The organism is Mesorhizobium sp. WSM3860 (assembly GCF_002294995.1).
Taxonomy (GTDB): domain Bacteria; phylum Pseudomonadota; class Alphaproteobacteria; order Rhizobiales; family Rhizobiaceae; genus Mesorhizobium.
On the sequence record NZ_NSGF01000015.1, the window covers coordinates 129,028 to 143,192 of the forward strand.

Consider the following 14,165-nt stretch of genomic DNA (forward strand, 5'->3'; position numbering starts at 1 on the left):
CGGCCAAAACGCCAAATTGAAAAATTGCTACTGAATTCAATGACTTAATTCTCCTCCACAAACACTTCTTCACGCTTCTTCTTGACGGCGGGCAGGAAGACTATGACGAGCACGGCGAGCGCGATGAAGAGCAGGCTGGCGCTGATCGGTCTCGTCACGAAGGTGCTCGGGTCGCCGCGCGACAGAATCATGGCGCGACGCAAGTTTTCCTCAAGCAACGGGCCGAGCACGAAGCCGAGCAGCAGTGGCGCGGGTTCGCAGCGCAGCTTGGTCAGGAGGTAGCCGAGCAAGCCAAAGAAGGCGACGGCGTAGAGGTCGTAAACATTGGTGTTGACGCTGTAGACGCCGATCGAGCAGAACGCCATGATGATCGGGAACAGCACGTAGTAGGGGATCGTAAGGAGCTTCACCCAAAGCCCTATCAGCGGCAGGTTGAGGACGATCAGCATCAGGTTGCCGATCCACATTGAGGCGATGATGCCCCAAAACAGCTCCGGCTGTTCGGTCGCGACATTGGGGCCGGGCACGATGCCCTGGATGATCATCGCGCCGATCATCAGCGCCATTACCGGATTGGCCGGAATGCCAAGCGTCAGCATGGGGATGAAGGAGGTCTGCGCGCCGGCATTGTTGGCCGATTCCGGCCCAGCGACGCCTTCGATGGCGCCCTTGCCGAATTGCCCCGGGTTTTTCGATACGCGCTTTTCGACCGTGTAGGAGGCAAAGGCTGCAAGGATCGCGCCGCCTCCCGGCAGGATGCCGAGCGCCGAACCAATGATCGTTCCGCGCACGATGGGCGCGGCCATGCGCCGAAAATCCTCGCGGGTGGGCATGAGGCCGGAGACTCTTCGGATCAGCACGGAGCGCTCGTGCTCGTTCTCGAGGTTGCGCAGGATCTCGGCGACGCCGAAGACGCCGACCGCCACCGCGACGAAATTCAGCCCGTCGGCATATTGGGTGATGCCGAGCGTGAAGCGCGGCGTGCCGGTATAGATGTCGGTGCCGACAATGCCGAGCAGCAGGCCGAGCACAACCATGGCCAGCGCCTTGACTATCGAGCCGTGGGCGAGCGCGATGGACGAGACGAGGCCGACGATCATCAGCGAAAAATACTCGGCCGCGCCGAATTCTAGCGCCATCGCCGTCAGCGGCGGAGCAAAGATGGCGACCAGGAAGGTCGACACCGTGCCGGCAAAGAACGAGCCTATCGCCGCGATCGCGAGTGCCGCTCCGGCGCGGCCGTTCTTGGCCATCTGATAGCCGTCGATTGCGGTGACGGCTGACGAGGATTCGCCGGGCATATTGATGAGAATGGCGGTGGTGGAGCCGCCATATTGCGCGCCGTAATAGATGCCGGCGAGCATGATGAGAGAGGAAACCGGGTCGCCTATCTGGAACGTAATCGGCAAGAGCATGGCGATGGTTGCGGTGGCGCCGATGCCGGGCAGGACGCCGATCAGCGTGCCGAGAAGGACGCCGATCAGACAGAAACCGAGATTTGTCAGCGATGTCGCCGTCGAAAAGCCGAGCGCCAAGTTGGCGAGGAGTTCCAAGGTCACCTCCTCACAATGGCAGCCACGGGCCAAAGCGCTGGAACGGCAGGCCGAGTGCGTAGCTGAAGACGAGTGAGGCAAACAGCGTCAGGCCGGCCGACAACACGAGCGCGGTCAGCGGTTTCATGCGGGCGCTGGCAAACGATGCGACCAGCGCCGTCAGGAAGATCGACGGGATGAAGCCGAGGCCGCGCACCGTCAGGCCGAAGAAGATCGGAGCGGGGAGGATGAGCAGCATGCCGCGCCACGCAATGTGGCCGATCGCCTCGCTCTCGAAGCGCACTGCCTGGACGAGGATGACAACGCCAAGCAGGAGCAGCACGATCGCCAGGACCAGCGGGAAATAGCCCGGTCCCATGCGGAAGGCGGTGCCGATTTCGAGGCCGAGCGACTGCAGCGCGAAAAATGCGCCGAAGGCGATGAACAGCGCGGCGCATATGCCGTTGGTCGTGTCGATTGCGAAAGGCTTCATCACGTTTCCTCTCAGGTGCGCACCCGGGGCGCCGTTCAATGCAGAAGCGGGGCCGAAGCAAAAACGGGGCGCTGATGGCGCCCCGTCCAAAACCTCAGTCGGCGTACTGGCCGGCGGCTTCGATGATCGGCTTCCAGCGCCCGATCTCGCTTTCCAGCTTGGCCTTCAGCGCCGCCGGTGTCGCGTCGGCTTCGGGTGACGGCTTGGTGCCGAGTTCGGCGAAGCGGGCGGCGACGTTCTGGTCCTTCAGCGCGACCTGCAGCGATTTCGACAGGCGTTCGGTGATCTCGGCCGGCGTACCCTTTGGTGCGTAGAGGCCGTGCCAGATGCTGACCTGCACCTCGGGAAGGCCGCCTTCCGTCGTCGTCGGAACGTCCGGCAGCACATCGAGGCGTTCCGGCGAGGTGACGGCATAGGCCTTGATCGTGCCGCCCTGGATCTGCTTGGTGGTGTTGGTCGTCTGGTCGCACATGATGTCGACCTGGCCGCCAAGAAGATCGGTCATGGCCGGGCCGGTGCCCTTGTAGGGCACGGTGACCAGCGGCGTACCGATGGCGCTCATGAACAGCATGCCGCACAAATGCGAGGCCGCACCGATCCCGGCATTGGCGACGGTGATCGTATCCTTGTTGGCCTTGGCGTACTCGACCAGTCCCTTCAGATCGGTCGGCTCAAGGTCCTTGCGGCCGACGACGGTCATTGGCACCTCGGTGACGAGGCCGATATATTCGAAGGCGTTGAGCGTGTCGTATGCAAGCTTTCTGTAAAGCGTCGCGCTGGTCGCCATGCCGATGTGGTGGAGGAGCAGCGTATAACCGTCCGGGTCAGCCTTCGCGACGCGGCCCGCGCCCAGCGTGCCGCCGGCACCGCCGACATTCTCGACAATGACCTGCTGGCCGAGATCCTTCGACATGGCTTCGGCGATCAGGCGTGTGACCGTGTCGGTCGGGCCGCCGGCCGCAAACGGCACCACAACGGTGATGGTACGTTCCGGATAGGTCTGCGCGCCCGCGGCGAACGGATAAAGCGTGACGGCCGCTGCGGCAGCCAGAGCGGCGACAAATTTTCTCATTGTGACTTCCTCCCAGAGTATGAATCTCCAGCCACTGCGCGAAATTCCTCTCGCCGACGGCTGTGGATAGAATAACAATTAGTGCAGGCTAGCAGATTGCAATCGGACTCAAACGGCAAACCGCGATTATCTACAAATCACCCGCAAGATGGATGGAAAAGATCTGGGTCGGAGGATGGATTGCGGGATGCCAGATGGTCGACATCTGGGGACGCTGCGTTGGCGAATGCCGGTTGCTGCCCGATCCCTGCTCTTCCTCGGTTCTATTCTAGTAACCGTAGCCGCGCGCCATCGCCGCGGCAAACACCGGGATGAGCAGGAAGATGAAGCCCTCGGCGCGGACATAGTTCTTCACCGAGGCCAGTTCCGCCGCCGGGACTGAGAAGGATTGATTGCCGCTCGCCTGCCTGCTCCAGGAGACGAAGCGCACGGTCGGGATGATCGACAGCAGCCCGACGATGATGAAGGCCATCATCTTTGCCCAGAACACCCAGTTGTAGACGTAGAACTCCCAGCCCTTCAGGCCGAAGAACACCCGGCAGACGCCGATGATGACGATCAGCGCGGCGATGAGGCCGTAGTGGCGGTCGATACCGACAAGGCGCTTGAGCGTCGTCGCCCCCAACTCGCCGCGCACCAGCACAAATTCGGCTCCGATGATGCCGGCCAGCGAGAACACCAGAAGATGGTGGGCGATCGCCAGCAAAAGGTCGGTGGTGTCCATCGTCTTTCCTCGTGTTCAGACGGCGCCGCGAGACATGGCTGAATCAGTTTCGCCCGAAGAGTAGCATCGTCAGTCGAGAATCCCAGACACGCCGAAAATGTCAGCCGGTGGACGATAGTCGACCGCGCTCGTTCCTTCGAATCGCTGGAGGATGACACGGGGCAATCCTGGCCCTTGCCCGAACGCACCGGTTTGCTAGCGCTGCCGCCTTGATGGAGGGGACTGCGATGAGCGTTGCAAGGGAAGCCGGTGTGCCGATCCTCGAGACGGCGCGGACGGTCCTGCGGCCGCACCGGCTCGACGATTTCGAAACCTATGTCGCGATGTGGGCGGACCCGGGGGTCACCCGCTTCATCGGCGGCAAGCCGCGCACCCGCGAGGAAAGCTGGATGCGCTTCCTGCGCCATGCCGGGCTGTGGTCGCTGCTTGGCTATGGATTCTGGGCTATCGAGGACAAGGCGACCGGCCGCTTCATCGGCGAGGCCGGGTTCCATGATCTGAAGCGCGAGATCGAGCCCTCGATCGAAGGCGTGCCGGAAGCCGGCTGGGCCTTAGCTTCGGGTGCGCATGGCCAGGGGCTTGCAAGCGAAGTCGTCGGGCGCATCGTCGCCTGGGGTGACGAGGCGTTCGGGCGAGCCAGGACCGTCTGCATCATCGATCCCGAAAACGGCGCCTCGCTCAAGGTCGCAGATAAGAACGGCTATCGCGAAATCCTGCGGACCACCTATCACGAGAAGCAGACGATCCTGCTGGAGCGGTGGGCAGGAGGGGCGACAGCCTAGAGGGCAAATGCGGGTTCCTACGCTTCCGGTCCCGACGCCCCTCTCGGATCAGCGTTTGGCCTTGGACCTGTTCAGGGCCATCGCTGCACGCACGAGAGCCTTGAACGCTTGTTGGTCGATCTCCTCGCCTTCGCGAAAATCGATGGCGCGCCTTGTCTTGCCTTCGAGGCTGGAGTTGAAGAGGCGTGAGGGATCCGGCAGAGCCGCGCCCTTGGCGAAGGTCAGCTTGACGACGGCCTTGTAGGTCTCGCCGGTGCAGATCATTCCGGCGTCCTCCCAGACCGGCACGCCGCGCCACTTCCATTCCTCGGTGACGTCCGGATCGGCCTCCTTGATCAGGGCGCGCAACCGGCCGAGCATCTCGCCCCGCCAATCGCCCAATTCCGCGATACGGCCATCGATCAGCTCGGAAGGAGATTTGCTTTCCTGCACGCCGCTTTTCTCCATATGTCTCCTCCTTCAACACCCGATAGACGGATCGCCATGATGCCTCGTCAGGCGAACCGTGCTTGATCGATAATGCGCTTACATTCGTTCGCCAGGCAATTGACTTGCCTGTTTCACCCAGGAGACGAATTGCGCTTCGTCGAGCTGGTCGTCCTCATGGATGTGAAAATAGCGCGTGTCCTTGCTCTTGGATTCGCCGGGCGGCACCGGCTTCAGCGACATGCCGCGAAAGAAGGCCACCTTGACGTAATTGGTGAAGCAGTGAATGCCGAGAAACCAGCCTTCGCCGTCCATGCCGTAAAACGGCGAGTTCCATTTGACGGCCTTCTGCACGTCGGGAACGGCCTGCATGATGAGTTGGTCGAGCCGGCGGCCTACCTCGCTCTTCCAGCCCGGCATCGCCGCGATATAGGCCTGCACGGGAGCGTCACCATAACCCTTGGCGATCTGCGGGTTGCCGCCCGAAAGCAGGACGGGCTTTTCCCCCGACGGCCTGGTCCCACCCTTCGTAGCGTTCGCCTTCGCCATCAGGCCGGTCCGGCGCGCTCGCGCGCCGGCTCACCGCGCCACCTTGCGGCATAGGGCAGGACGAACATGTAGAGGCCGCTGAACAACAGCAGGAAAAGCGGCAGGAGCGGCGAATAGACCACCCAGGCGGGCGGCTCGCCCAATGCCATGGCGACGAAGTTGGCGATGACGGTCACGGTAAAGATGATCGACAGCCAGCGATGCAACTGCCTGATCCACTTGCTCCAGTCCAATGCTTCCTCCTTTGCAAAAACGAAAGAAACGTCGGCCCTACCGGCGCGCCAGCTGCGTGATCTGGATGAGATTGCCGCAGGTGTCGTTGAGCTGCGCGATGGTCGAGCCGGTGACCTCGGTGGGGGTCATGGCGAAGCTGCCGCCATTGGCCGTGATGCGCTCATGGTCGCCCTTGATGTCGTCGGTGAACAGCATGAGCGCCGGCTGGCCTTGCTTGAAGATGGCCTGCTGGTAGGTCCTGGCCGCCGGATTGTCGTTCAGCGCCAGCTGCAGCTCGGTGCCTTCCGGATCGTCGGGCGGGGCGACCGTTAGCCAGCGAAACGGCCCATTGGTGAAATCGGCTTTTTTGGTGAAGCCCAGCACGTCCGTATAGAAGCCAAGAGCCTTCTCCTGGTCGTCGACATAGACGCTTGTCAGCTTGATCTTCATTTGCATGTCTCCATTGCTCACGCCTGCGCGGCGCCGCCTCAACAGATCTTGTCTGTTTTGAATCTTCGACAGACTTCAATCGATCCGCGAAAGCACCTGCTCCAAGGCCGCAAAGAACCTGGGCCAGCCAACGGTGGCACCCCGGAAATACGGCTCCTGGTCAGTCCGGAAGCCCGTCTGCTCCATGCGCAGGCGAGTGCCGGCGCGGGTCGGGGTGAGCGTCCAGGTGACGACGCTCTCCAGATCCTTGGTGTCCCATGTGTAGGAGAGCGTTTTGTTTGGCTGGACTGTCTGGACCTGGCACTCGACACCGCCCCAGTCCGCGCTCAGTTCGAAACGGTGGTCTACGACCGGCTTGAAGTTGTTCTTCATCAGCCACTCCTCGATGAGATGCGGTTGGGTCAATGCCCGCCAGATCTTTTCCGGCGGATAGGGAATCTCGCGCTCGACGACGACGCAGCGCGTTCCGGCCGGCATATCGTTCATTGATCCATCCTCTTCAGCAGATCCTCGAGATCATCGAACCGGCTCTCCCAGAACCCGGCCATCTCGCGTGTCCAGTCGATCAGCGGCGCGAGCGCGCCAAGCTGCGCGCTATAGTGGGTCTGCCGGCCCTCCTGGCGGTCGCGCACCAGTCCGGCTTGCCTGAGCAGGCCGAGATGTTTCGACACCGCCGGCTGCGAGACACCGGCCTCAGCCGTCAGCGCGCCGACCGTCTGCTCGCCTTGCCGGCACAGACGCTCGAAGATGGCGCGCCTTGTCGGATCGGCAAGCGTCCGGAAGAGCATATCGTGTGCGTTCGTCATCTGGACCGATAACTCAATGGCTATTGATTGACGTATAACCAGTGAGATATATGTGAGTCAAGCAGAAGCCTAGAGCGACGGAAGCTTAGGAGCGGGCTCGTCACGGTCTCCTTGCGGACGCCGTCCCCAACCTCAGCCTCCGGTCAGCGCTTCCAGAAATCGCGGTGCGATGCGAGCAGCTCGTCCGCGACTTCGGGGAAAGGGCCAAACACCTCAATCTTTTTCTGGCCGGAGTCGAGGACTGCGCGCGAAGAAAGGCTCATCGTCGGATTCGCCGCGTGATCCCCGGTGAGCGCCAGAAGCTTGGTCTCCTCGAAGCCGTAGACCAGCCGGCCTATATTGGCCCAGTAGAGCGTTCCGGTGCACATAGCGCAGGGCTCGCCGGTTGAGACCAGCGTGCAAGTCCAGAGAAACTCCGGCGAATAGGCGGCCGCCGCGCGTCGCGCAAGTTCGGTTTCGGCGTGATGCACGGTGTCGATATTACCTTGGCGCATCAGGATCGCGTCGTCGGGGCCGACCAGCACCGCACCGAAAGGATGATGCCCGTGCGCCGCCGCCTCGCGCGCCGCGGCGTCGGCGGATCGGAGGTGGGCGAGCATCTGATCGCGGGTCATGGCAAAACCCCTGTCACGCCGCCATCCACCCGATGAACGGCCCTTCGAGCCGAAATTGGTGCCAAGGGACGCGATTGGCAAGAGCTAACCGTCGCGTGAGCGTCGACCTGCTCCAACCTCGGCGACGTTGGCATGGTGCGTGCCGGATACTCCAATCTGATCCTCGCCAAAACGCGCCTCCGTCGCGGGTTTCGGCGGCATGTCGAGGCCTGCCGCATCCAGCATGGATGCGTCTTCGCCAAAAGCACGGGTGGCGCGCGCGGCTGCTTCGAGCAGCGGGCGCTTCATGCGCATGAGGAAGTTCGCGTCGACCCGGGTGTTCGGACCGGCGAGCGTGAGCGCGCCGAGCAGTGTCCGTCCCGGCCCGAAGACAGGGGCGGAGATGCCGGCCGTCTGCGGATCGCGGTCACCGATCGAAATGTAAGTATAGGTTTTCCGGATCGTCTCGTAAGGCTCCCCTTGCTCTCCCGAGAAGGCGGCCAGCACCCGGCCGCCGGAGCCCACCAGCAAAGGCAGGACATCACCTTCCCGGATCGTGTAGCGGATCGGGTGCTTGGACTCGACCCGGTAGAGACAGGTGCGCACGTCGCCCGAGCGGACGTAGAAGGCGACGCTTTCCCAACTCCGCTCGGAGAGATCGCGCATGATCGGCAGCAGGATATCCATCGCCACGACCGAGCGCTGGTAAAGCGCGCCAAGCCTGAAGGTCGCCGGTCCGATGCGATAGCGTCCGTCCTCCAGGCGCTCCAGCAATTGCCCGCGCATCAGCGAGTTGGCCAACCTGAGGATCGTGCTCTTATAGAGGCCGGTGCGGGCCGCGATTTCGGCGAGGCCGAGCGACCGGTCGGCGATGGTGAACGCGTCGAGGATGGCGATTGCCCGGTCGAGCGCGGCAACGCCGTCGGCCGGGACCCCGCTTGGAGGAAGGTCTGTCATTGCGGTGACGATTTCATCGTGGTCGCCCATCCGGGAATGACCCTGGACATGCGGATTTAGTCCGATCCGATGCGTTCTGTCCAGCAGAATGGCATTCGCGTTGACAGAACGCGGTAACAAATGCTTGAACTCGAACGCGGGTCTTAATTCAGGCCACGTCTTGGCAGGCACCGGAGGAGGTGTCGTGATTTGGAGGAATCCCATGCTGAACAGACGCAGATTCTTGACGACCACCGCCGCCGGCTTCGCGGCCTTGCATTTCGCACCCGCCTTCGCGCAGGACGCCCCGCAAATCCAGATCTTCGTGCCGGCGGCACCCGGCGGCGGCTGGGACCAGACTGCGCGCACAATCGATCAGGTGCTGCGCTCCGAAAAGCTGATCTCGGGCTCGCAGATCACCAATGTCGGGGGCGCCGGCGGCACGGTCGGCCTGCCGCAATTCGTCAACCAGTGGAAGGGCAAGGGCAATGCGCTGATGGTTGCCGGCATGGTCATGGTTGGTGCCATTATCGCCAACAAGGCCGCCAACAATCTCACCGAAGTGACGCCGATCGCGCGCCTCACCGGCGAGTTCGAGGCGCTGGTGGTACCGGCAGCCTCGCCGTTCAAGACGGCTAATGATTTCGTCGCCGCGCTGAAGGCGGATCCGACGAAGGTTCCGGTGGCCGGCGGTTCGGCCGGCGGTTCCGACCACATCCTGTTCGGCCTGATCGCCAAGACGGTCGGCGTGCCTGCCGCAAACCTGTCCTATGTGCCTTTCGCCGGCGGCGGCGAGGCGCTATCGGCGCTGCTCGGCAACCAGGTCGCGGCCGGCATTTCCGGCTATGGCGAATTCTCCGAGCAGGTGAAGGCGGGCGCGCTCAGGCTGCTGGCGATCTCGTCGGACAAGCGCCAGGAAGGCATCGACGCGCCGACATTGAAAGAGGCAGGCATCGACGTCGAATTGTTCAACTGGCGCGGCGTCTTCGCACCGCCCGGCGTTTCCGATGAAGACAAGGCGGCGATGATCAAGATGGTCGAGACCATGGCGAAGAGCGAGGCCTGGGCGACCGAGTGCAAAAACCGCAACTGGACGCCGATTCTGCTCACCGGCGACGATTATGCCAAGTTCGTCGCCGAGGACACGACCCGCATCGGCGCGATCCTCAAGGATCTCGGCCTCGCCTGATCCGCTCCTGCCTGATCTCGAAGGACGCGGCATCGCCTCCTTCGAGACAGCGAACATGCAACGGTTCAGGAATGAAACTGCGGCGAAGCCGGCAGTGGGAGGCCGGCCTTCCGGGGAGGAGATCATGAGCACCAGCGACCAGCAGGCGTCACCGCCGCGCCTTGCCATACCCGAATTGCTGATCGGCGTCGGGCTTCTTGCCTGCGCCGGGGCCGTTGCCTGGCAGACCCTGGCGATCCCGGTGTCGCCGCTCTATTCCAAGGTCGGCCCGAAGGTCTTCCCCTACATCACGATGGCCGGCATGGTGATCCTGTCGCTGCTGCTCATCCTTGCCGCTGTTCGCGGCGGCTGGCAGCCGGACGAGGAAAAGGAGACGCCGACCGACTGGAAGTCGATGGGTTTCGTGGTAGCGGGGCTCGTTGCCAATCTCGTGCTCATCCAGCCGCTCGGCTTCACAGCCGCCTCGGTGATCATGTTCGTGCTGGTCTGCTTCGGCTTCGGCAGCCGGCATCCGCTGCGCGATGCGCTGCTTGGCCTGGTCTTGGCGCTGGCGGCCTATTTCGGATTCGCCAGAGCACTCGGCGTCAACATTGGGGCCGGCCTGATCGAGAACCAGCTCAACGCGTTGATCAACGCCCTCTTCGGCATGGGAAAGGGCTGAGGACGATGGACACGCTCGGTTATCTCGCGCACGGATTTGCGGTCGCCTTCACGCCGACCAATCTCTTGTGGTGTCTGCTCGGCACGACGCTCGGAACCGCGATCGGCGTGCTGCCCGGCCTCGGGCCGGCGCTGACCATCGCGCTGCTTTTGCCGATCACCTACCAGGTGGCGCCGGAAGCTTCCTTCATCCTGTTTGCCGGCATCTATTACGGCGCCATGTATGGCGGTTCGACGACGTCGATCCTGCTCAATACACCGGGCGAAAGCGCCACCATCGTCACCGCGCTCGAGGGCAACCGGATGGCGCGTTCGGGCCGCGGGGGCGCGGCGCTTGCGACTTCCGCGCTCGGCTCGTTCGTCGCCGGGACCATCGGCACGCTGGGCGTCGCCTTCCTGGCGCCGATCGTGGTGAAGTTCGCGCTCGCTTTCGGGCCGGCCGAATATTTCTCGCTGATGGTGCTCGCTTTCATCACCGTTTCGGCGGTTCTCGGCTCGTCCTCTGTGCGGGGGCTTACCAGCCTGTTCGTCGGCTTCGTCATCGGCATGATCGGCGTCGACCTGCAAACCGGGCAGCCGCGCTTCACCTTCGGCATGGGCGAGTTGCTCGACGGCGTCGACGTCATCGTCGTCGCGGTCGGCCTCTTTGCGGTCGGCGAGACGCTCTACATGGCCTCGCGCCGCTATGCCGGCAAGGACGAGATCGTGCCGCTGAAGGGCTCGCTCTACATGACGGCTTCCGAATGGGCGCGCTCGTGGAAGCCGTGGCTCAGGGGCGCGGCGATCGGCTTCCCGATCGGCGCTATGCCGGCCGGCGGCGCCGAGATCCCGACCTTTCTCTCCTATGCGATCGAGAAGAAGCTGTCGAAGCACAAGGAGGAGTTCGGCACGGTCGGCGCCATCGAGGGCGTCGCCGGGCCGGAGGCTGCCAACAACGCGTCGGCTGCCGGCGTGCTGGTGCCGATGCTGACGCTTGGCCTGCCGACCTCGGCGACGGCGGCGATCATGCTGTCGGCCTTCCAGAGCTACGGCATCAATCCCGGGCCGTTGCTGTTGACGACGCAGGCCAATCTCGTCTGGGGCCTGATCGCCAGCCTGTTCATCGCCAACGTCATCCTGGTCATCCTCAACCTGCCGCTGATCGGCCTGTGGGTGCGCTTGCTCAAGATCCCGGCGCCGCAGCTCTATGCCGGCATCCTGGTGTTCGCCACCGTCGGCACCTACGGCATCTCGCAGTCGCCGATCGATCTCATCATCCTCTACCTGCTGGGCGCGGCTGGCTTCCTGATGCGCCGCTTCGACTTTCCGACGGCGCCGGTCATCATCGGCATGATCCTCGGGCCTCTGGCCGAGACGCAGTTCCGCCGCGCGATGACGATCGCCAATGGCGACTGGACGGTGTTCTATAGGCACCCGCTCTCGCTGACGCTTCTCACGCTCGCCTTCATCGGTCTGGTCGGCCCGCATATCTGGGCCTGGATCGAACACCGGCGCAGGCGCGGACCAGAGCATGTGCCTGGCGATGCCTGACCGATGTGAAGCATCATGACAGACCTGCTTTCCGGCATCCGCATCCTCGACCTCACCAATGTGCTGGCAGGTCCTTACTGCGCCTACCAGCTGGCGCTGCTCGGCGCCGACGTCATCAAGGTCGAGGCGCCGCCGGGCGGCGATTTGGCGCGCCAGCTCGGCGCCTCGCCGGAGCTCAACAAAGCCGGCATGGGCGCATCCTTCCTGGCGCAAAACGCCGGCAAACGATCGGTGGTGCTCGACCTGAAGAAGCAGGCCGACCGCGAGCGCTTTCTCGATCTCGTCGCGACGTCGGACGCGCTGGTCGAGAATTTCCGGCCGGGCGTCATGGATCGGCTCGGCCTCGGCCATGAGAAGCTGAAGGAGGTTAGGCCCAGCCTCGTCTATTGTGCGATCTCAGGTTTCGGCCAGACCGGCCCGATGCGCGGCAATCCGGCCTACGACCAGATCATCCAGGGGCTGTCGGGGATCATGAGCATCACCGGCACGCCGGAGACCGCGCCGCTGCGCGTCGGCTATCCGGTCGCCGACACGCTTGGCGGATTGGTCGGGGCGTTTGCGGTCGCCGCGGCACTGGTGCGGCAGAAGACGAGCGGCGAGGGCGCCTTCCTCGACGTGTCGATGCTCGAATGCACGCTGTCGGCGCTGGGATGGCCGGTGTCGAACTATCTGACGGCGGGCGTCGAGCCGCAAGCCATGGGCAACGAGAACATGACGGCCGCGCCCTCCGGCGCTTTCCGCACCGGTGAGGGCCTGCTCAACATCGCCGCCAACAAGCAGGAGCAGTTCGTGATCCTTTGCGGCTTGATCGGCCGCCCGGAGTTGGCTTCGGATCCGCGCTTCGCCGAGCGCGAGACACGCAAAGAGAACCGGGCCGCGTTGAAAACACTGATCGAGGACGCGCTTGCCGTCGCTCCGGCGGCTGTCTGGGAAGAAAAGCTCAACCGCGCCGGCGTGCCGGCCGGGCGGGTGCTGACGATCCCGCAAGTGCTGGAGGAACGCCAGGTCACCGAGCGCGGCATGACGACCCGCTTCCAGGGGATACCGGGCATCGACAAGCCGCTCACGGTGGTGCGCGGCGGCTTTATGGTCGACGGTGCGGCTCCCGTGCCAGCCGGCCCTCCGCCACGTCTTGGCGCGCATATGGACGACGTGTTCGCCAGCTTGCCGGCGCGCGGCAAAGGGCGGGCGCCGGCATGAGCGGGGAGAAAAACACCGGCCGCGACCGCGGCGAGGAGTGGTGGCGGACCGGCATCATCGAGATGCGGCCCGGCGTGATCCGGCTGCGCGGCTACGAGATCCAGGATCTGATCGGCCGGGTCAGCTTTCCGGCGATGATCTGGCTGATGCTTCGCGGCGAGTTGCCAAGCGAGGATGAGGCGGCGCTGCTGGGCATTGCGCTCGGGGCCGCGGTCGACCATGGCCCGCAGGCGCCGTCGATCGCGATCGCGCGCATGGCGGCGACCTGCGGCGTCGGCATCAACAACGCCATGGCCTCCGCCATCAACGTGCTGGGCGACGTGCATGGCGGGGCCGGCGAGCAGGCGCTTTCCTTCTATGGCGACATCGCCGCCGCAATGGATGGTGGCGCGAGCCTTGGGGAAGCGGTGAGTGCGCGGCTCGACCGGTTCTTCGCCGAGGAAAAGGGCTACGTGCCCGGCCTCGGCCATCGCTTCCATCCCATCGATCCGCGGGCGCCGCGCCTCATCGAACTGACGCGTGAGTTCGCCGCGCGCGGCGTCGTCAGCGGGCGCTTCGCCGACATTGCCGAGGCGATCGAGACGGACGTGGCGACACGCAAGGGCAAGTCGATCCCGCTCAACATCGATGGCGCCACAGCCGTCATCTATGGCGAGCTTGGCTTCCCGCCGCCGCTGACGCGCGGCCTCTTCGTGCTGTCGCGCTCGGTAGGCATACTGGCACATGCCTGGGAGCAATCGCAGGAGAGCGACCGCAACAAGGGACCGCTGCCCAAAGAATGGCTGTGGGCCTATACCGGCACACCGGCGCGGCCGTTTCCTGGCGACTCCGATTAGAGCGTTTCACCGTTTCACGGAAACGGCGAACCGCCCTGTCTCTTTGTTTTGGCGGAATTCCTGACGGAAATCGTGTCACACTTTCCTGGAATTGCGCTAGAGCGGGATGAATTTGGATTGAATCGAAGGGATTCCCAAGGGTCTGCAAATCAGATTCAAGATGCTGGCTGGGAG

The 14,165-nt window shown here is 63.8% G+C and carries 18 protein-coding genes; 6 read left to right on the forward strand and 12 right to left on the reverse strand.

The window, feature by feature from the left end; all coding sequences use genetic code 11:
* Window positions 1-44 precede the first annotated feature (44 nt).
* The 4 genes from CK220_RS22415 to CK220_RS22430 form a co-directional block, all read right to left on the reverse strand.
* Entirely contained in the window at window positions 45-1,553 is a 1,509-nt protein-coding gene (locus tag CK220_RS22415; RefSeq protein ID WP_095813614.1) for a tripartite tricarboxylate transporter permease, read from the reverse strand.
* Window positions 1,554-1,563: 10 nt separating this feature from the next.
* The gene (locus CK220_RS22420) at window positions 1,564-2,025 is read right to left on the reverse strand and encodes a tripartite tricarboxylate transporter TctB family protein (protein ID WP_095813615.1); all 462 of its coding nucleotides are present in this window, start codon (window positions 2,023-2,025) and stop codon (window positions 1,564-1,566) included.
* A 94-nt stretch (window positions 2,026-2,119) separates the two neighbouring features.
* Entirely contained in the window at window positions 2,120-3,097 is a 978-nt protein-coding gene (locus CK220_RS22425) for a tripartite tricarboxylate transporter substrate-binding protein (protein WP_095813616.1), read from the reverse strand.
* A gap of 268 nt (window positions 3,098-3,365) precedes the next feature.
* Window positions 3,366-3,821, reverse strand: coding sequence for a DUF2214 family protein (locus tag CK220_RS22430; protein ID WP_095813617.1), 456 nt, complete (start codon window positions 3,819-3,821; stop codon window positions 3,366-3,368).
* 227 nt (window positions 3,822-4,048) lie between these two features.
* Between CK220_RS22430 and CK220_RS22435 the strand changes: the two genes are divergently transcribed.
* A complete protein-coding gene (locus CK220_RS22435) occupies window positions 4,049-4,603 on the forward strand; it encodes a GNAT family N-acetyltransferase (protein WP_095813618.1) in 555 nt (184 codons plus the stop codon).
* A 48-nt stretch (window positions 4,604-4,651) separates the two neighbouring features.
* Here CK220_RS22435 and CK220_RS22440 read toward each other — a convergent pair whose 3' ends face one another.
* The 8 genes from CK220_RS22440 to CK220_RS22475 form a co-directional block, all read right to left on the reverse strand.
* Window positions 4,652-5,050, reverse strand: a complete 399-nt coding sequence (locus CK220_RS22440; RefSeq protein WP_095813619.1) for a DUF1801 domain-containing protein — start codon at window positions 5,048-5,050, stop codon at window positions 4,652-4,654.
* Between the two features lie 78 nt (window positions 5,051-5,128).
* Window positions 5,129-5,578, reverse strand: a complete 450-nt coding sequence (locus CK220_RS22445; protein ID WP_095813620.1) for a DUF1801 domain-containing protein — start codon at window positions 5,576-5,578, stop codon at window positions 5,129-5,131.
* Window positions 5,578-5,811 carry a hypothetical protein gene (locus tag CK220_RS22450; RefSeq protein ID WP_095813621.1) on the reverse strand — a complete coding sequence of 78 codons (234 nt, stop codon included), beginning with the start codon at window positions 5,809-5,811 and terminating at the stop codon, window positions 5,578-5,580. Before CK220_RS22450 ends, CK220_RS22445 begins: the two co-directional genes overlap by 1 nt.
* A 37-nt stretch (window positions 5,812-5,848) precedes the next feature.
* Window positions 5,849-6,241 carry a VOC family protein gene (locus CK220_RS22455; RefSeq protein ID WP_095813643.1) on the reverse strand — a complete coding sequence of 131 codons (393 nt, stop codon included), beginning with the start codon at window positions 6,239-6,241 and terminating at the stop codon, window positions 5,849-5,851.
* Window positions 6,242-6,316: 75 nt separating this feature from the next.
* The gene (locus CK220_RS22460; protein WP_095813622.1) at window positions 6,317-6,727 is read right to left on the reverse strand and encodes an SRPBCC domain-containing protein; all 411 of its coding nucleotides are present in this window, start codon (window positions 6,725-6,727) and stop codon (window positions 6,317-6,319) included.
* Complete coding sequence (locus tag CK220_RS22465) at window positions 6,724-7,047, reverse strand: metalloregulator ArsR/SmtB family transcription factor (RefSeq protein WP_095813623.1); 324 nt, start codon at window positions 7,045-7,047, stop codon at window positions 6,724-6,726. Before CK220_RS22465 ends, CK220_RS22460 begins: the two co-directional genes overlap by 4 nt.
* Before the next feature lie 143 nt (window positions 7,048-7,190).
* The gene (locus CK220_RS22470; protein ID WP_095813624.1) at window positions 7,191-7,661 is read right to left on the reverse strand and encodes a nucleoside deaminase; all 471 of its coding nucleotides are present in this window, start codon (window positions 7,659-7,661) and stop codon (window positions 7,191-7,193) included.
* Between the two features lie 84 nt (window positions 7,662-7,745).
* Window positions 7,746-8,831 carry an IclR family transcriptional regulator gene (locus CK220_RS22475; protein WP_245429348.1) on the reverse strand — a complete coding sequence of 362 codons (1,086 nt, stop codon included), beginning with the start codon at window positions 8,829-8,831 and terminating at the stop codon, window positions 7,746-7,748.
* Here CK220_RS22475 and CK220_RS22480 point away from each other — a divergent pair.
* The 5 genes from CK220_RS22480 (at window position 8,800) to CK220_RS22500 (ending at window position 13,991) form a co-directional block, all read left to right on the forward strand.
* Complete coding sequence (locus CK220_RS22480; RefSeq protein WP_095813625.1) at window positions 8,800-9,765, forward strand: tripartite tricarboxylate transporter substrate-binding protein; 966 nt, start codon at window positions 8,800-8,802, stop codon at window positions 9,763-9,765. The genes CK220_RS22475 and CK220_RS22480 overlap by 32 nt on opposite strands.
* A gap of 124 nt (window positions 9,766-9,889) precedes the next feature.
* Complete coding sequence (locus tag CK220_RS22485) at window positions 9,890-10,426, forward strand: tripartite tricarboxylate transporter TctB family protein (RefSeq protein ID WP_095813626.1); 537 nt, start codon at window positions 9,890-9,892, stop codon at window positions 10,424-10,426.
* 5 nt (window positions 10,427-10,431) lie between these two features.
* Window positions 10,432-11,955, forward strand: coding sequence for a tripartite tricarboxylate transporter permease (locus tag CK220_RS22490; RefSeq protein ID WP_095813627.1), 1,524 nt, complete (start codon window positions 10,432-10,434; stop codon window positions 11,953-11,955).
* A gap of 15 nt (window positions 11,956-11,970) precedes the next feature.
* Entirely contained in the window at window positions 11,971-13,155 is a 1,185-nt protein-coding gene (locus tag CK220_RS22495; RefSeq protein WP_095813628.1) for a CoA transferase, read from the forward strand.
* Window positions 13,152-13,991, forward strand: a complete 840-nt coding sequence (locus CK220_RS22500) for a citryl-CoA lyase (protein ID WP_095813629.1) — start codon at window positions 13,152-13,154, stop codon at window positions 13,989-13,991. Before CK220_RS22495 ends, CK220_RS22500 begins: the two co-directional genes overlap by 4 nt.
* Window positions 13,992-14,165: the final 174 nt, after the last annotated feature.